Consider the following 17,725-nt stretch of genomic DNA (forward strand, 5'->3'; position numbering starts at 1 on the left):
GTCCGGTCGGACTTCGCCCTGGCGCCCGAGCGACGTCATCCGATCCATGCCAGTGACGCAGACAGGACAGCCAGCATGACCATGAAAGAGCGCATCCATCACCGTCTCGAGCGCAGCCGTGCCCCATCGGTCAAGAACTGGGACCGCCGACCACGGACCGATCAGACCCTGGGGCAGTCGGCCAGCGTCGACTGCGGCTGGGGCAGGCTGTTGTTCGGGCAGACCTTCAGCGACCCGGCCGAGATCGCGCGCGCGCTCCAGCAGGAGCGCCCCGGTACCCGCGACGTGGCGCTCTATCTCAATGAGCCGCACGTGGTGCTGGCGCAGGCGCCGCAGGACCTCTTCCTCGACCCCTCGCACACCTTCCGGCTGTGGTTCGAGCGCTACCAGTCCTGCCAGCGCCGCCCCAAGGGGTTCCATATCCGCCTGGTCAACTGCCGTGCCGACGCCGAGGCGATCCAGCGGCTCTATATCAGTCGCGGCATGGTGCCGCCGGGGGCGGACTTCGTCTGGGCGAACCGCACCTCCAAGGTGCTGACCTACTGGGTCGCGGAGGACGAGCAGGACGGCTCGCTGCTCGGCGTGGTCAACGGTGTCGACCATGCCGCAGCCTTCGACGATCCCGAGAACGGTGCCAGCCTGTGGGCGCTCGCCGTCGACGCCCAGGCCCCCTATCCGGGGATCGGCGAGACGCTGGTGCGTCAGGTCATCGAGTATTATCTGGCGCGTGGTCGCGCCTTCCTCGATCTCTCGGTGATCCACGACAATAGCAACGCCATTCGTCTCTACCAGAAGCTCGGCTTCGGCCGCATCCCGGCGTTCGCGGTCAAGAACAAGAACGCCTTCAACGAGCCATTGTTCATGGGACGTCAGCCCGAGGCCGATCTCAACCCCTATGCCACCATCATCGTCAAGGAGGCGCGGCGTCGCGGCATCGGGGTCGAGGTGATCGATGCCGAGGCGGGCTACTTCGCGCTGACCCTCGGCGGTCGTCGGGTGGTGTGTCGCGAGAGTCTCAGCGAGATGACCAGTGCGGTGGCGATGAGCCGCTGCGACGACAAGGCGGTCACCCACCGGCTGTTGCGCCATGCCGGGCTGCGGGTGCCCGAACAGGCCCGCTTCCAGGCGCTCGATCAGGCCGAAGCGCTGCTCTCGCGGCTCGGCAGCCTGGTGGTGAAGCCCGCGCGCGGCGAGCAGGGGGCGGGGATCAGCGTCGATGTGCGCGACGCCAAGTCGCTGGAGCTGGCGATCGGCGCGGCGCGTCGGGTCTGCGAGACGGTGATCCTCGAGGAGTACGTGCAGGGCCACGACCTGCGCATCATCGTCATCGACTACCAGGTGGTGGCCGCCGCCATCCGCCGTCCGGCGCACGTCGTCGGCACCGGGCGCCACAGTATCCGCGACCTGATCCAGGCGCAGAGCCGCCGCCGGCGCGCCGCCACCGGCGGCGAGAGCAACATCCCGATGGACGAGGAGACCTCGCGCTGCGTGCGCGAGGCCGGCTTCGTGCTCGAGCACATCCTGCCCGAGGGGCAGATGCTGCAGGTGCGCAAGACCGCCAACCTGCATACCGGCGGGACCATCCACGATGTCACCGCCGAGCTGCACCCGGCGCTCGCCGAGGCCGCCGAGGCCGCGGCGCGCGCGCTCGAGATCCCGGTGACCGGGCTCGACTTCATCGTGCCCTCGGTTTCCGAGCCCGAGTATGTGATCATCGAGGCCAACGAGCGTCCGGGGCTGGCCAACCACGAGCCGCAGCCGACCGCCGAGCGCTTCGTCGACCTGTTGTTCCCGCAGACCGCGACCCGGGAGGAGTTCCCTTGAAGCTACCCGCCATCGATTCGAATTATCTGGTCGATATCCTGCTGAAGCTGTTGTTCACCCCGAGTCCCTCGGGCTATACCGATCGGGTGGTTCATCTGGTGTGCGAAGAGCTCGAGCGCCTCGGCGTGCCCTTCGAGCTGACCCGGCGCGGGGCGATCCGCGCCACCCTGGAAGGGCGGGTGTCGCAGCCCGACCGCGCCGTGGTCGCCCACATCGATACCCTCGGTGCCATGGTCAAGGGACTCAAGGAGAACGGCCGCTTGCAGCTGGTGCCGGTGGGGCACTGGAACGCGCGCTTCGCCGAGGGCGCGCGCGCAACCCTGTTCACCGACACCGGCCAGCTGCGCGGAACCATCCTGCCGATGAAGGCCTCGGGACACACCTTCGGTCCCGAGATCGACGATCAGCCCGGGGGCTGGGATCACGTCGAGTTTCGCATCGACACACGGGTCTCTGACCTGCACGGGCTGTTGCGCCTGGGGGTGCACGTCGGTGACTTCCTCGCCATCGACACCTGCCCGGAGATCACCGACACCGGCTTCATCAACGCCCGTCATCTCGACGACAAGGCCGGTGCCGCGGTGCTGCTGGCGACCATCGAGGCGGTGCAGCGCGAGCGCCCCGACCTGCCCGTCGACTGCCATCCGCTGTTCACCATCTCCGAGGAGGTCGGCTCCGGCGCCTCGGCGGCGTTGCATCAGGACGTCGCCGAGATGCTCACCATCGACAACGGCACCACCGCGCCGGGACAGAACTCGAGCGAGTTCGGGGTGACCATCGCGATGGCCGACCAGAGCGGTCCCTTCGACTACCACCTCACCCATCGCGTCATCCAGCTCTGCCAGGAGTTCACCATCCCCCATCAGCGCGATGTCTTCCGCTACTACCGCTCCGACAGCGCCGCCGCGCTCGAGGCCGGCAACGACGTGCGCACCGCGCTGGTGACCTTCGGCGTCGATGCCTCGCACGGCTACGAGCGCATCCATCTCGATGCCCTGGAATCGCTGGCGCGGTTGGTCGGGGTCTACATGCAGGCACCGCCGCTGTTCAGTCGCGACCGCTACGAGATGGGGCCGCGCGCCGGCTTCCCGACCCAGCCGGGCTAGTCCTCGGGCGCCAGACAGGCCACGCGATTACGCCCGCTGTGCTTGGCGCGATAGACCGCCTGGTCGGCGCGCGCCAGTGTCTGGTCGAGCGGCTCGCCGGGACGGCCCAGACTGACCCCGAGACTGGCGGTGGTGGGCACGGCCGACTCGCGCGCGATCGCCCGGCGTAGCTTCTCGGCGGTGCGCTCGCCGTCTCTCAGGTTGCTGTAGGGCAGCACCAGCAGGAACTCCTCGCCCCCCCAACGCGCACACAGGTCGCTCTTGCGGGTGTGCTGACACAGTACCCTGGCGACGGCCTGGAGTACCGCATCGCCGCGATCGTGCCCGAGTTCGTCGTTGATCCGCTTGAAGTGATCGAGATCGATGAACACGGTCGCGTACTCACAGGCCCGACCGCGGGTGCGCGCCATCGCCCGGTCGAGTCCGCGGCGGTTGAGCAGTCCGGTCAAGGGGTCGCGTTCGGCCTGCTCCAGCGCGCGACAATGCGCCAGTTCGGCGTCGGTGATGTCGTGCAGGGTGAGCACGAAACCACCGACATCCGGCAACCGTCGGCACTCGGCGAGCAGATAGCCGCGTCGTCCGCGACACTCCACCTGGAGCTTGACCGGTCCGCGCGCCGCCGACTCCTCGATCCAGGCCGGAGAGGGGGTGAAGGGGCGGCCGTTGAGCGTCTTGAAGTAGTGACAGATACAGCCGCGTTCGCGCTGGAAGGCGGCCATGTCGTGGATGCCGAAATACTCGCGCAGTGCCGCATTGGCCTGTCTGAGTCGCTGGCCGTCGCTGATCCCGATCATCGCCGGGTTGCAATCGATGATCTGGGCGAGCAGCGCGCGCTCGCGCTCGAGCGCCTGACGCAGCCGCACCTCCTCGGTGACGTCCTTCTGGTTGGAGAAGAAGTAGCGGATGCTGCCGTCGGGGTTGCGGATCGGGGTGATGTTCCAGGAGACCCAGTAAGGCGTGCCGTCCTTGCGATAGTTGACGGTCTGGCCGGCAAACTCCTCGCCCCGTTCGAGGTTGCGGCGCAGCCGGTCGAGGACCGCGCGCTCGGTGCGCTCGCCCTGGAGGATGCGCGGTGTGCGCCCGATCAGCTCCGCGCGCGTATAGCCGGTCATGCGCTCGAAGGCCTTGTTGACGTAGAGGATCTTGGGGTGGTCGTCGTCGAGTTCGGCGCTGGTGATGATGACGCTGGTCAGGGCCTCGTTGAGCACCGCGAGCAGTTCATCGGAGGGGAGGTCGCCGTTCGGTAGGTCGTGTGCGGCCATGACGGGGCGGTTCGGACGCATGGCGCTGTCCGGCCGGGCGTCCAGGTTCGAGGATGGGGGGAGATGCCTATCCTGATGCCGGCGCTGGCCGGTGCCTTCGCGTCTCCCGTGGCGTCCGCCGATCGTGTGCGATCGGGTTGGCTGCTAAAGGATACGTGAGATCGGGGTCAGGTGCACCAACCGGCGCCTGATGCCGTGACCCCGATCCGATATGGTCGCGGACGATCAGTCCTTGGCGGCGGTGTTGATGCCGAAGGGCACATAGGCCGGGCACCAGCCGATCAGTGCGGTGGCCAGCGGCACCAGACCGATGGCGCCGAGCCAGTTCTGGGCGATCAGGCCCCAGAGCAGCAGTACTGCGCCGATGGCCAGACGGATGTTGCGGTCGGTGGAGCCGATGTTCTTGGTCATGTCGTTACCTCGTCGATGGGTTGATGGTCGAGAGGTTAACGCGTAGCGCTGCGCCACTCTGTGACTATGTCACCCAGCAGCGCCAGAGGCGTGGCGAGCAGTCGCTCGGCCTTGTCGAGGCGGCGCCCCAGGCGTGGGTCGGGCTCGAGCCATGGGGCGCCTGTCCTGGCGTGTCGGCGTCGAGCAAACCCAGGTCATCATGACTTGTGCGCGTTTTGCCGGCTGGCGGTCCAGACCGCTGTCCTCAGTCGATCGTGTCGCGCGCCCCGAGCAGACCGGGGTCGAGCAGCTCGATGCGTCCGCGCCCGGTACGCAGCGCGCCGCGGCCCTCGAGTTCACCGAGCAGTCGGGTGATCACCTCGCGCGAGCTGCCGAGTTCGACGGCCAGCGCCTGATGGGTAGTGTGCAGCATCGCCGGTCGTCCCGCGGCCTGCCAGCGATGCAGCAGCAAGGCCGCGAGGCGCTGGTCGAGCGGCTTGAAGAGGATCGCGTCGAGCACCCCGAAGACCTCGCCGAGGCGCTCGGCGACCAGCCCGAAGACGAACTCGCGCCAGGGCGCCGATGCGGCCATCCAGCGTCGGACATCGGCGGCGCCGACGACCACCGCCTCGATCGCCGTCTCGCACACCGCGAAGGCGGGGAAGGGCCGCGCGCTGAGGATGCAGGCGGCGGTGACCACGCAGCTCTCGCCCGGCCCGATGCGATACAGGGTGACCTCGCGACCGTTCTCGCCGAGCTTGTAGATCCGCGCCGTGCCCGCCAGCGCCAGCGCCAGCTGTGCACAGCTGCCGCCGTCGTGACAGATGATGTGTCCGGCCGGCAGCCGCGCGGTGACGGCGCGGTCGAAGAAGGCCTCGCGGAAATCGCGCTCGGCGGTGCGCAGGAAGGCGAAGTGTTCGAGCAGTCGAGCCCGTTGCTGGGGGTCCTGGATCATGACGGGGCGTCGTGGCGCGGACGGACGAGATGGAACAACAACAGTGCCGCCAGTCCGCTGCCGGCCATGCCCAGCAGCAGCGGCGTCGGGCTGGCGTCGTGGACCAGACTGATCAACGTGGCCACCGCGGCGCCGGCGCCGAAGCGCGCGGCACCGGCGAGCGCCGAGGCGGTCCCGGCCAGACGCGGGAAGAAGCTCATGAAGCCGGCGGTGGCGTTGCCCAGCACCAGTCCCATCATCCCCAGATAGAGCGCGGTGGTCGGTGCCAGCAACCAGATCGGCGGTGCGCCGTGGAGCGCCAGCCCCAAGGCCATGAACGCCACCGTCGCCTGGGTGGCGAGACCGATGGCGAGCAGACGGTCGGCGCCGAGACGGGGGATCAGTCGGGCGTTGAGCGTGGCCGTCACCATGGTCAGGGCGACGTTGGCGGCGAACACCAGCCCGAACTGGCCGGCGCCGAGCCCGTAGTACTCGATATAGACATAGGGCGAGGCGACGATGAACACCATCATCCCGGAGAAGCTGCTGGCGCCGGCGAGCAGATAGGCGAGCGCGGCGCGGTGGCCGAACAGGCGCAGATAGTTGCGCAGGATGTGGCCGAGGTCGAGACGATGACGGTGCTGGTGGTGCAGGGTCTCGGGGATGAGCGCGAGAAACAGCGCCAGCGCCACCGCACCGATCGCCAGCAGCGCGATGAACACCGCGCGCCAGCCGCCGAGCCCGATCACCAGTGCGCCCAGGGTGGGGGCGACCAGCGGCGCGAAGGACATCACCAGCATGATCAGCGCCATGACGCGGGCATAGTCCTCCTTGTCGTAGAGATCGCGCACCAGCGCCGGCACCGTGACCGCCACCGCGGCGCCGCCGAGGGCTTGGATGGCACGCGCGCCGATCAGCACCGGCAGGCTCGGCGCCAGGGCGCAGCCGAGCGCGGCGGTCATGAACAGCCCCAGCCCGGCGCTGATGGTCAGGCGTCGGCCGAGCACGTCGGAGAGCGGGCCGATGACCAGCTGGGCGAGGGCGAAGACACCGAGATAGATGGCCACGCTGAGCTGCGCCAGCTCGATCGGCCCGTCGAGCGCGCGGGCGATCTCGGGCAGGCCGGGCAGATACATGTCGATGGCGAAGGGGGTCAGCGCCGCGAGCAGCGCCAGGGGCAGAATGAGCGCGGGGCTGGTCGGGGCGATGGCGCGGTTCATCGTGGGTCGAGCAATGCGTCGAGCCGCGCCGGGGCCTCGATCAGCGGGTTGTGCCCGGCGCCGGGGATGACGTGGAGCTGGAGCCTCGGGCGCAGCATCGCCACCCGGCGCGCCAGTCCGAGGAACTTGGCATCGTCGGCGCCGACGATCCAGCGCACTCGACCGGGGTGACGGGCGAGGGTGCGCCAGGTCGGCGGCATCTCGCCGAGCCCGAGCACGGCGAGCGCGGCGGCCAGGCCCTCGGGGTCCTGGGCGAGACGTTGGGCGCGCTGGCGGGTGAGTGCGGCGGGGGCGGCGCGGGTCTGGGTGGCGAACAGCGGCAGTTGCTCCCAGGCGTCGACGAAGGCGCCGATGCCCTGTGTGCGCAGCAGCTCGATCCAGCGTCGGTCGGCCGCGCGACGGCGCGCGCGCGCGGCCGGGTCGGTGAGTCCGGGATGGGCGGAGATCAGGGTGGCGCGCCGGAAGCGCTCGGGCGCGCCCTGCAGCAGGCCGAGTGCGACCCGGCCGCCGAGCGAGTAGCCGATCAGCTCGTCGATCGAGGGCGGTAGCTGGGCGAGCAGCGCGGCGATGGTGCTCGCGAAGTCGCCCCGTGGGGGCGGGGCGGCGCCGTGACCGGGGAGGTCGATGGCCAGCGCCTCGGGGTCGTGCGCGCAGCGCGTCGCCCAGTCGGCGGCGGTGCCGGTGAAACCGTGCAGCAGCAGGCGACGCGGTGCGCTCACGCCGGGATGGTCAGAGCGAGGCCTCGGCGGTGCGGGCCTCGGCCTCCTTGTCGCGCTCGATCAGGGCGTAGGCCGAGTGGTTATGGATCGACTCGAAGTTCTCCGCCTCGACCACGTAGTAGAGGATGCGATCGTCCTCGTTGAGCCGCTTGGCAACATCGCGCACCATGTCCTCGACGAACTTGGGGTTGTCGTAGGCGTGCTCGGTGACGTACTTCTCGTCGGGGCGCTTGAGCAGGCCGAACAGCTCGGAGGAGGCCTCCGACTCGACCATCTCGATCAGCTCCTCGATCCAGATGAAGTCGCGCATGCGCACCTGCAGGGTGACGTGCGAGCGCTGGTTGTGCGCGCCGTAGGCCGAGATCTTCTTCGAGCAGGGGCACAGGCTGGTGACCGGGATCACCACCTTGACCTGCAGCGCCGGCTCGCCGTGACGGATCTCGCCGATCAGCGTCACCTCGTAGTCGAGCAGGCTCTGCACCCCGGAGACGGGGGCCTGCTTGCGCATGAAGAAGGGGAAGCGCATCTCGATGTGGCCGGCCTCGGACTCGAGCCGGGTCGACATCTCGGCGAGCATGTCCTTGAAGGAGGCGACGCCGATCTCTTCCTCATGGTTGTTGAGTACCTGCACGAAGCGCGACATGTGCGTGCCCTTGAAATCGTGCGGCAGGTAGACGTACATGTTGAAGGTCGCCACCGTATGCTGCTCATTGCCGCTGCGGTCGCGCACCCGCACCGGGTGGCGGATGTCCTTGATGCCGACCTTGTCGATGGCGATGCGACGGGTGTCGGCGCTCCCCTGGACGTCAGCGATATCGGCGGTCGCGTTGCAACGGTTGGACTCGAGCACATGCTCCATGGGTTCGCTTCCTCGACGGATCGGCGGAAAAGAGATATCGCCGCAAACCCTGGGGGTGTTGCGGCGACAAGACAATGGGTCTGGTGTCGACAGTCGCCCGGGTCGGCCCCGGGCGGTGACGGGGTTCTCAGCTGCGGCGGGTGCTCAGCCCCTCGGCGATGGCGGTGAGCGCAGCGGCGCGCTCGCCGAAGATGCTGATCGCCGAGAGTGCCTCGTCGGTCAGCTCGCGCGCCATCGCCTTGGCCTGGGCGAGCCCGACCAGCGACGGATAGGTGGCCTTTTCGAGCACCTGGTCGCGTCCGGCGGTCTTGCCGATGAGCGCGGTGTCGCCCTCGACGTCGAGCACGTCGTCCTGGATCTGGAAGGCCAGACCGATGCACTTGGCATAGCGGTCGAGCCGCTCGCGCTGGTCGTCGGTGGCGTCGCTGCGGGCGAGCAGGGCCATCTGTACCGAGGCGCGGATCAGCGCGCCGGTCTTGTGGATATGGATGTGCTCGAGCATGGCGACGTCGAGTTGGGTCCCCTCGCCCTCGGCGGCGAGGTCGAGCGCCTGACCGCCGACCATGCCGCGCGAGCCGCTGGCGCGCGCCAGCGCGGTGACCATGCCCACCCGACTCTCGGCGGAGAGCCCCGGGGCCTCGGCCAGGGCCTGGAAGGCGATCGTCTGCAGGGCGTCGCCGGCGAGGATCGCGGTGGCCTCGTCGTAGGCGCGGTGACAGGTCGGCTGGCCGCGACGCAGGTCGTCGTCGTCCATTGCCGGGAGGTCGTCGTGGATCAGCGAGTAGGCGTGGATCAGCTCCACCGCGCAGGCCGGCCGGTCGAGCAGTTCGGGGTCGATGGCGAGCGCCTCGCCGGCGGCATAGGTCAGCAGCGGGCGGATGCGCTTGCCGCCACCGAGCACGGTATAGCGCAGGGCCTCGTGCAGGCGAGCCGGCTCCACGCTGGTGCTCGGCAGCAGTTGCTCGAGCGTGTTCTCGACGCGCGCCTGGTAGCGCGAGCGGAAGGCGTCCAGATTGGTCTCAGTCATGGGTGTCGAAGGCTTCTGGCTCGGCGTCCGGCCGAGCGTCGGTGAGGATGCGCACCCGTTGCTCTGCCGTCTCCAGTGCCTGCTGACAGGTGCGGGTGAGGCCGATGCCGCGCTCGAAGGCGTCGAGCGACTGCTCGAGCGTCATCTCATCCTGCTCGAGGGCGTCGACGATCGACTCCAGTTCGGCGAGTGCCTGTTCGAAGGTTGGCGGGGAGTGCTCGGGGGCTTTCGTCATCGGGTTTGAACCGGTGTTTGCAGGTACGGTACCGTAGGTCGGTTGAGTGGTCAAACCAGCGCGTCTTGCGCACCGCTCGTTCTCGTCCATCACCCCGCCACAGGAAGATCCAGCACGGCCATGACCGGCAACTACGACGCCTCAGCCATCGAGGTCCTCAGCGGTCTCGACCCGGTGCGCAAGCGCCCCGGGATGTACACCGACACCACCCGCCCCAACCACCTCGCCCAGGAGGTGATCGACAACAGCGTCGACGAGGCGCTCGCCGGCCATGCCAGGCGCATCGAAGTGGTGGTGTTCGCCGATGGCTCGCTGGAGGTCGCCGACGACGGTCGTGGCATGCCGGTCGATCTGCACCCCCAGCTCGGCCAGCCGGGCGTCGAGGTGATCCTCACCAAGCTCCATGCCGGGGGCAAGTTCGGCAGCGGCAGCTATCGCTTCTCCGGCGGCCTGCATGGTGTCGGCGTCTCGGTGGTCAACGCCCTGTCGAATCGCCTCGAGGTGTGGGTGCGTCGTGGCGGTCAGGAGTCGCACATGGCCTTCGCCGACGGCGAGAAGGTCAGCGAGCTGACCGTGGTCGGCAGTGTCGGGCGCAACAACACCGGCACCCGGCTGCGCTTCTGGCCCGACCCCAAGTATTTCGACAGCCCCAGGATCGCGGTGCGTGCGCTGATCCATCTGCTGCGCGCCAAGGCGGTGCTCTGCCCCGGGCTCGAGGTGCGACTGCGCGACGAGGCCGCCGACGAGGAGCACTGCTGGTGCTATCAGGACGGACTCAAGGACTATCTGCTGCAGGCGCTCGGCGGCGTCGAGCGCCTCCCCGAGCAGCCCTTCGTCGGCGACATGCAGGGCACCAACGAGGCGGCGAGCTGGGCGCTGGTGTGGCTGCCCGAGGGCGGCGAGCCGGTGGCCGAGAGCTATGTCAACCTGATCCCGACACTGCAGGGTGGCACCCATGTCAATGGCTTGCGCACCGGGCTGACCGAGGCGGTGCGCGAGTTCTGCGAGTTCCGCAACCTGCTCCCGCGCGGCGTGCGGCTGACCCCGGATGATGTCTGGAGCCGCATCGCCTATATCCTCTCGGTCAAGCTGATCGACCCCCAGTTCTCCGGCCAGACCAAGGAGCGATTGTCCTCGCGCGAGTGCGCAGCCTTCGTCTCCGGGGTGGTCAAGGATGCCTTCAGCCTGTGGCTCAACCAGCACGTCGAGTCCGGCGAGCGTATCGCCGAGTTGGCCATCGGCGCGGCCCAGGCGCGGTTGCGCGCCGGGCGCACCGTCACCCGCAAGAAGGTCACCCAGGGACCGGCGCTGCCCGGCAAGCTTGCCGACTGCACCGCCACCGACCCCGAGCGCAGCGAGCTGTTCCTGGTTGAGGGCGAGTCGGCCGGGGGGTCGGCCAAGCAGGCGCGCGATCGCGAGTTCCAGGCGATCCTGCCGCTGCGCGGCAAGATCCTCAACACCTGGGAGGTCGACCCCGCCGAGGTGCTCGCCTCGCAGGAGGTGCACGACATCGCCGTGGCCATCGGTGTCGATCCGGGCAGCGAGGACCTCTCGCGGCTGCGCTTCGGCAAGATCTGCATCCTCGCCGACGCCGACTCCGACGGTGCCCATATCGCCACCCTGCTGTGCGCGCTCTTCCTGCGGCATTTCCCTCGTCTGGTCGCCGAGGGACACGTCTATGTGGCGATGCCGCCGCTCTATCGTATCGATGTCGGCAAGCAGGTCTTCTACGCCCTCGACGAGGACGAGAAGCGCGGCGTGCTCGATCGCATCGCCGCCGAGGGCATCCGCGGCAAGGTCGGGGTGCAGCGCTTCAAGGGACTCGGCGAGATGAACCCGGCGCAGCTGCGCGAGACCACCATCGCCCCGGACACCCGGCGGCTGGTTCAGCTCACCGTCGATCCGGAGGATGGCAGCGGCGAGCTACTCGACATGTTGCTGGCCAAGCGTCGCGCCGCCGACCGGCGCCGTTGGCTGCAGCACAAGGGGGACCTGGCCGAACTCTGATGTGGTTCAGCGTGCGTTGCGCGATTGTTCCTGTGTCTGCGTGGCGAAGGCGGCGATGAGGTTGAAGCAGGCACGCGCATCCTCGGACATGTCGACGAAGTTGAGGGTGCGCGCGCGCCAGCGCGCGAAGTCGTAGTCGTCCTCGAGGTGCTCGAGGTCGCGAAAGCCCATGCTCCAGTCGGCGAAGATGCGTTGCTTCACCACCCCTTCGTAGACCACCCGCACGCCGTGATGGCGCGGATCCTCGCGCAGTTGCTGCAGCAGGCGCAGCAGGCGGGGACGACTGCCCTCGAGCAGTTGCATGAAGCTGCCGTTGAGATAGAGCAGGAAGCCGGTGAGCCCCTGGCGTCGATTGGACTCGCGCGACTGTTTGAGCAGCTCCTGTAGCTCGCGCGGACTCATCGGTTCGTTGGCCTGGCTGACATAGAGCAGGGCGTAGAGGTCGTGCTCGGCGAGCACCGTGGTCTCGGACGGCGCGGCACCGAGCAGCTCGCGCATCGTCTGCGCGGTCAGCGGGCGATAGAAGTGATAGCCCTGGACGTGGTCGCAACCCATGTCGCGCAGATAGTCGAACTGGCGGGGGTTCTCCACCCCCTCGGCGATCACCCCGAGTCCCATGGCGCGCGCCATGCTGCAGACGGCCGAGACGATGGCGCGGCTGTCGTGACGCTTGTCGAGTCCGTCGACGAACTCGCGATCGATCTTGAGGCTGCTCACCGGCAGGCGCAGCAGCTGGGCGAGCGACGAGTAACCGGTGCCGAAGTCGTCGACCGCCACTCGCAGCCCGCGCTCGGCGAGTCGGCGCAGCATGCCGAGATTGAAGTTGACGTTGCTCATCAGCGAGGTCTCGGTGAGCTCGAGCAGGATGCGCTCGGGATCGGCTCCGGTGGCCTCGAGGATGGCGACGAAGTCATCGACCAGGGTGGCGTCGTTGAGCTGGCGCGCCGAGACGTTGACGCTGATATAAGGGGCGCGCGCGCCGAAGCTGGCGCGCCACTCGGCCTCGGCCAGACAGGCCTGACGGAAGACCCACTTGCCGATCGGCACGATCGCCCCGTTCATCTCGGCGATCGGCACGAAGTGTGCCGGTGAGACCTCGCCGGCGCTCGGGAACCAGCGCAGCAGCAGCTCGGCGCCACGGATCTGCAGGGTATCGACGCTGAGGATCGGCTGGAAGCGGACCTCCAGCTCGTCGCGTTCGATCGCCTGGCGCAGCCCGTTGCTGATATCGAAGCGCCGGCGCGCCTGTTCGTGGATCTCCTCGCTGAACAGCCGGGCGCCGTCGCGTCCCTGCTCCTTGGCGGAGTACATCGCCGCGTCGGCGTTGCGCAGCAGGTCATCGGCATTGTGGGTGGTGCCGTGACCGAGCGCCACGCCGATGCTGGCGGTGGCGAACAGTTGGTGTTGGTTGAGTTGCAGCGGCTCGCGCAGCAGGTCGTTGATGCGCTCGGCGAGCGCGGTGAGGGTCGCCGCGGTGTCGACGCGGTCGCAGAGCACCACGAACTCGTCGCCACCGAGTCGCGCCACGGTGTCGCCGGGTCGGACATGGCTGACCAGTCGTTGCGCGATGCCCTTCAGGAGGGCGTCGCCGGTGGCGTGTCCGTGACTGTCGTTGACCAGCTTGAAGCCGTCGAGATCGATGAACAGCACGCCCACCCCGTGTCCCTGGGTGCGTGAGCGGGTCAGCGCGTGGGCCAGCCGTTCGCGGATCAGCGCGCGGTTGGGCAGTCCGGTGAGGGTGTCGTGCGAGGCGCGCCACTCCAGTTCCTCCTCGGCCACCTTGCGGTCGGTGATGTCGCTGAGGGTGACCACCAGTACCCACTCGCCGTTGCTCATCACCTTGGAGATCGAGGCCGCGGCGGGGAAGGACGAGCCATCCTTGCGGTATCCGCTGACCTCGGTGCGCATGCCCATCCGCCGCTCGTGCTCCGGCCCATTGAGGAAGCGCTGGATGAGCTGGCCGTGGCGCTGACGGTATTGCGGCGGGATGAGCTGTTCGAGCGCCAGCCCGACCATCTCGTCGCCCCGATAGCCGAACAGCTCGGCGGCGCGCCGGTTGGCCTCGATCACCATCGATTCGGCGCTGATGGCCAGCACCGCGACATCGGCCATCGACAGCATCTGCTCGGGGCCGAAGGGCGAGGTTTGGCTGGCCGATGGTGGCTCGGTGTCGATACAGGCCAGGGTGTAGCCGGCGCGGGCATCGGCGCGCAGCGTCGGTTCGGCGACCACGGCCAGCTGGCGCAGGCTGCCGTCGTTCAGGCGTGCCTGCAGCATGCCTTGCCACTCGTCCTGTTCGGCCAGGTTGCGGCGCGCCTCGGCCAGTGGTTCGTCGGCCTCGGCCCAGAGCAGGGTGATCGGCTTGCCGAGCAGCTCGGACTCCTCGGCGATCCCCCAGCGCTTGAGCAGTGCCCGGTTGACGTACTCGATCCGGTCACGGTCGTCGACACCGACCACGGCGACCTGGGGGACCACGGCCCTGGTCTCGTGCTCCTGCCCGTCGGGCTTGTCTCCGGCGTCGTCGGGGTGCGGTCGCCGCTGCAGGTGGGAGTAACGCTCGGGGATCTCAGGGGCGGTACGGCCGAAGGACTCGATGATCTCGAAACGCCCGGCGAAGTCGCAGCGTGCCAGATGGCCGTTGACCGCCGCGTGATGGGTGATCGGATCCATCCGTACCTCTCCCTGTGGCGCCTCGATGACGACCTGCTCGAGCGCCTCGACCAGCGCCTCGGGCTCGACCGAGCCGGCGCAATTGGCTGCCTGGGCGAAGGCGTGCACGCAGACATAGGTTCCCTCGCCGAAGTTGGTCAGCACGCCACGCCCCTCGGGGTGCAGCGCCTCGACCTCGGGGAGGGCGGCGAGCGCGCGCAGATAGCGGTGGTTGGCCGGGGTGTCGAGGCCCATGAAATAGGTGCTGCTCGAATAGAAGCCCTCGCGCACCTCGGGGGCGAGGTGCGCGGCCATGGCCTCGTCGAAATGGCCCATGACCACGGCCATGCGTGACTTGAGACCGAGCTGGTCGAAGCGGTTGAGCAGTTCGATCTGGTCGGCCCCGGCGAAGTAGGGCACGAAGACATCGGCGCCGGAGCGCTCGACCCGGTTGAGCAGGGCGCCGAGCCGGGCGCTGCCGAAGGGAAGATATTCTTCTCCCACCACCTCGCCGCCACAGGCGACGAGCGCGCGCTTGGCCGCGTCGATCGAGCCGCGCGGCCACTCGTAGTTGCTGCCGGCGAAGAACATCTTGGGGCCGGCCAGCCGCGCCATGTAGGGGATCATATGATCGATCTGCTGGTTGGGCAGGGCGGCGAAATTGAAGAAATAGCGGTGGTGGATGCTGCCCTCGTAGAAGGAAAAATTGAGATAGGGCACGCGGCGTGGCAGCGAGACCCGCCCGGCCACGGCGATGCGCGAGTTCGACAGCAGGTTGCCGATCAGTGCCACGCAGCGATGGGTGTCGATCAGTCGGGCGGCGGTCGGTACGGCGGTCTCGGGCTGGCTGCCGTCGTCGACGATCACCAGTTCGAGGGGGCGGCCGAGTACCCCGCCGGCGGCGTTGATCTCGGCACAGGCGATACGCCCGGCCCAGGAGATCTCCGGGCCGTAGAGCGAGACCAGGCCGGTGAGCGGCGGCATCAGGCCAATTCGGATCGGGGTAGCGATACTGTCCGGCATGCGAATCCAGGTCGAGCTTGAAAGGGGCGGCTGGCAGCTTGTGGGCATCCACTGGCAGTGTAGACGCAGTTGGACCTCGAACGCACGGCCCCGAGGGGGAAATGCGATCGCTTTCCAGTCGATTCCAGCGGCGTCATCCCTGGTCGGATCGCGGTGTCAGGCTCAGGGTGTCCGGGGTGTGGTCTTGTCGGCACCTGCCCCCGGCATGGCCGCTTCCAGCAGTCGTCCCGTGACCATCCTGAGCTGCTCGGTGAGTGCCTCTCGGCCGCTCGCGGAGAAGCGCTCGACCAGTGTCGCCGGGGCATGCAGCTGGAGTGCGCAGGCGACCAGCAGTGCCGCCTCGTCCGGGGTGATCCGTCCTGCCCGCAGCGTCTCGGCGAGCCGCACCCGCGTCAGCCCGGCCAGTGGCGCGAGGCTCGCCTCGAGGGTGCGGTGGGCGTTGGCGAAGGCGTGCAGCTCGGCGCTGTCCTCCTCCAGGGCGTTGCGGCTCGGCGGGGGCAGTGCGCTGAGCAGTGCCGCGGCGATCCTCGGGTCGAGGGCGCGCAACGGCCCGGCAAGCAGGACCCCGATCCGCGCGCCGAGTCGGCGCTCGGCGCGGGTCGCCAGTCGCTCACCCGCCGCCGAGCAGGCCGCGAGCAGCACCACCGCGTGTTCGCCGCTGGCGGCGTTGCGGCTGGTGCCGACCTGCGCCAGTCGCCAGCCCTGGTGGCGCCAGAAGGCGAGCAGCCCGGGGGTGGCGCCGAAGCTGGTGCCGACCAGATCGAGGCCCTCGGCGCGCGCCGCCGCCTGCAGGGTCGTCAGCAGTCGCGCGCCCAGCCCGTGTCGGCGCAGCGCCGGGTGGGTGGCGATGCGCACCACCCGCAGCGCGCGCAGCGCCGGCGCCTCGGCCAGCCCGGCATGGGCCGAGAGGGTCTGCGGCAGCAGATGACCGCGCGGGCGCCGGCGTCCCTCGAAGATCGCCGCGCGCAGCGCCGGGTCGTCGATGCCGCCCTCGGCGCTGGCGATCAGGGTCGCCACCACCCGGCCCGCGAGCCGACAGGCATAGACCCGCACCCCGGGGCCGTCGAGCAGCATCCGCAGGTCCGCCGGGCGGGTCTGGTAATGGGCCTGGACCAGCAGCCCGAACAGCGCCCCGAGCGTCGTCTCGTCCCCGGCCAGGGTGTCGCGATCGAGGCGTTCGCAGGTGATGCCCGCGAGCGTCGTGCTGCTCGGCGGGTCGATCGCGGGGATGGCCGCATCGAGCAGCAGGGCGCGGAAGCCCAGCGTCTCGAGCGGGTCGTGCGCGGCCCAGCGGATCGGTTGTTCGAGCCGCTCGAGCCGCCACCCCGGGGTGTGGCGCTCGAGCGCATCGCGAAAGCGCAGCTCGAACCCCCGTCCGGTGCCCTCGTAGCCGTGGACGGTGGCGGCGAACACCAGTCGCGGGTAGCGGTGCAGCAGCCCTTCGAGCAGGGGGGCGGGGATCGCCGCGGCCTCGTCGACCAGTACCAGATCGGCGGCGGGGTGGCGGTCGAGCAGGTCGGCGGGGGCGACGAAGTCGAGCCCCGGGTGGCTTCCGGCATGTCCGAGCAGGGTCGCCGCCGCGCCCCGGTTGGGCGCGGTGACGAGGATGCGATAGTCCTCGGCCTCGGCGAGCAGCCGCCGCGCGGCGATGCCGAGCGCCGCGCTCTTGCCGCGCCCGCGATGGGCGCTGAGCACCAGCGGGCGATGAGCACGTCCGCGCGCCACCCGCAGCACCGCCTCGATCGCCCGCGCCTGATCGGCGCTCGCCGCGCCCTCGGCGTCCGGGGCTGGCGGCGGGGCCGGGGCCGGCGCGGGGGTGTCGGGTTGCGGCCAGTGGGCAGGGTGCTGCGACTGGTCGATGTGGACCAGCGCGGGGTCGCTCGCCAGCACCCGCGCCAGCCGCGCGATGAAGCGCCCGCCCGGTTGTGGCGGATGGGGCCAGGGGGCGAGGCGCGCGGTCTGCGGGTCGGTCAGGGTCGACCACTCGGCCAGCGGCGGGGTCAGCAGCAGCAACAGCCCGCCGCCGATCAGCGCGCCGGTGGCGGCGCCGAAGGCGTCGGGGTCGAAGCCGCCGTGGGCGTCATAGACCAGCAGCGCCAGTTCGCCCCCGAGCAGCTTGCGGGCAGCGCCCAGCGGTTCAGCCTGGGGTGGGCTCGCGCGTGCCGAGAGCCAGGTCGTCGCCAGCCCCGGCAGCGTTGCGAGCACCGCCAGCGCCTGACGCTCACACCAGCCGACCTCGCCGCTGACCAGCAACACCCGTCGCTGTCGACACCCCAGCGCCTCGGCGCGCAGCGCCCGCGCCAGCGCGACGATGGCCGTTGCTTGTGGTGACGGGGTCGGCATGGTTCAGGCGTCAGCCTTCGGTCGCCAGCGGTTTGAACCGCAAAGATACCGTCTTTCCCGTCAAGCCGCGGAAGCGTAATCGGGCTGGTAGGGACGACGGTTCTTGAACACGCCGAAACAGATGTGG

13 protein-coding genes are annotated in these 17,725 nt (G+C 69.4%); 3 read left to right on the top strand and 10 right to left on the bottom strand.

All coding sequences use genetic code 11. From position 1 onward, the window contains the following. The first annotated feature begins 75 nt into the window (after nucleotides 1-75). Together ngg and EDC29_RS14275 are read left to right on the top strand one after the other, a co-directional pair. Nucleotides 76-1,824: an N-acetylglutaminylglutamine synthetase gene (ngg, locus tag EDC29_RS14270; protein ID WP_123139805.1), complete on the top strand. Its 1,749-nt coding sequence runs from the start codon at nucleotides 76-78 to the stop codon at nucleotides 1,822-1,824. After that, on the top strand, nucleotides 1,821-2,930 hold the full coding sequence (locus tag EDC29_RS14275) for an osmoprotectant NAGGN system M42 family peptidase (protein WP_123139804.1): 1,110 nt from the start codon (nucleotides 1,821-1,823) through the stop codon (nucleotides 2,928-2,930). Before ngg ends, EDC29_RS14275 begins: the two co-directional genes overlap by 4 nt. On the opposite strand, the gene EDC29_RS14280 is transcribed toward EDC29_RS14275, so the two are convergent. The 8 genes from EDC29_RS14280 to EDC29_RS14315 all read right to left on the bottom strand — a co-directional run bounded on the left by EDC29_RS14280 (nucleotide 2,927) and on the right by EDC29_RS14315 (nucleotide 9,576). Continuing rightward, a complete protein-coding gene (locus EDC29_RS14280; RefSeq protein WP_165913539.1) occupies nucleotides 2,927-4,192 on the bottom strand; it encodes a sensor domain-containing diguanylate cyclase in 1,266 nt (421 codons plus the stop codon). The genes EDC29_RS14275 and EDC29_RS14280 overlap by 4 nt on opposite strands. 225 nt (nucleotides 4,193-4,417) lie before the next feature. After that, nucleotides 4,418-4,603 carry a YgaP family membrane protein gene (locus EDC29_RS14285; protein WP_062276659.1) on the bottom strand — a complete coding sequence of 62 codons (186 nt, stop codon included), beginning with the start codon at nucleotides 4,601-4,603 and terminating at the stop codon, nucleotides 4,418-4,420. Nucleotides 4,604-4,847: 244 nt separating this feature from the next. Then, nucleotides 4,848-5,537 carry a Crp/Fnr family transcriptional regulator gene (locus EDC29_RS14290; protein ID WP_123139802.1) on the bottom strand — a complete coding sequence of 230 codons (690 nt, stop codon included), beginning with the start codon at nucleotides 5,535-5,537 and terminating at the stop codon, nucleotides 4,848-4,850. Further along, on the bottom strand, nucleotides 5,534-6,736 hold the full coding sequence (locus tag EDC29_RS14295; protein WP_123139801.1) for a Bcr/CflA family multidrug efflux MFS transporter: 1,203 nt from the start codon (nucleotides 6,734-6,736) through the stop codon (nucleotides 5,534-5,536). Before EDC29_RS14295 ends, EDC29_RS14290 begins: the two co-directional genes overlap by 4 nt. Next, complete coding sequence (locus EDC29_RS14300) at nucleotides 6,733-7,455, bottom strand: alpha/beta fold hydrolase (RefSeq protein ID WP_123142541.1); 723 nt, start codon at nucleotides 7,453-7,455, stop codon at nucleotides 6,733-6,735. Before EDC29_RS14300 ends, EDC29_RS14295 begins: the two co-directional genes overlap by 4 nt. 10 nt (nucleotides 7,456-7,465) lie before the next feature. Next, the gene (gene folE2 / locus EDC29_RS14305) at nucleotides 7,466-8,314 is read right to left on the bottom strand and encodes a GTP cyclohydrolase FolE2 (protein WP_123139799.1); all 849 of its coding nucleotides are present in this window, start codon (nucleotides 8,312-8,314) and stop codon (nucleotides 7,466-7,468) included. Between the two features lie 127 nt (nucleotides 8,315-8,441). Next, a complete protein-coding gene (gene ispA, locus EDC29_RS14310; RefSeq protein WP_123139798.1) occupies nucleotides 8,442-9,341 on the bottom strand; it encodes a (2E,6E)-farnesyl diphosphate synthase in 900 nt (299 codons plus the stop codon). Continuing rightward, nucleotides 9,334-9,576, bottom strand: coding sequence for an exodeoxyribonuclease VII small subunit (locus tag EDC29_RS14315; RefSeq protein WP_062276649.1), 243 nt, complete (start codon nucleotides 9,574-9,576; stop codon nucleotides 9,334-9,336). Before EDC29_RS14315 ends, ispA begins: the two co-directional genes overlap by 8 nt. A gap of 120 nt (nucleotides 9,577-9,696) precedes the next feature. Here EDC29_RS14315 and parE point away from each other — a divergent pair, with 120 nt between their 5' ends. Beyond that, entirely contained in the window at nucleotides 9,697-11,583 is a 1,887-nt protein-coding gene (parE, locus tag EDC29_RS14320; protein WP_123139797.1) for a DNA topoisomerase IV subunit B, read from the top strand. Between the two features lie 6 nt (nucleotides 11,584-11,589). On the opposite strand, the gene EDC29_RS14325 is transcribed toward parE, so the two are convergent. Together EDC29_RS14325 and EDC29_RS14330 are read right to left on the bottom strand one after the other, a co-directional pair. After that, nucleotides 11,590-15,255 (bottom strand): ABC transporter substrate-binding protein, encoded by a 3,666-nt coding sequence (locus EDC29_RS14325; RefSeq protein ID WP_132230427.1) that lies wholly within the window; start codon nucleotides 15,253-15,255, stop codon nucleotides 11,590-11,592. Nucleotides 15,256-15,417: 162 nt separating this feature from the next. Beyond that, nucleotides 15,418-17,598, bottom strand: coding sequence for a tRNA(Met) cytidine acetyltransferase TmcA (locus EDC29_RS14330; RefSeq protein WP_132230429.1), 2,181 nt, complete (start codon nucleotides 17,596-17,598; stop codon nucleotides 15,418-15,420). Nucleotides 17,599-17,725: the final 127 nt, after the last annotated feature.

Source organism: Marichromatium gracile, assembly GCF_004343155.1.
Taxonomy (GTDB): Bacteria; Pseudomonadota; Gammaproteobacteria; order Chromatiales; family Chromatiaceae; genus Marichromatium; species Marichromatium gracile.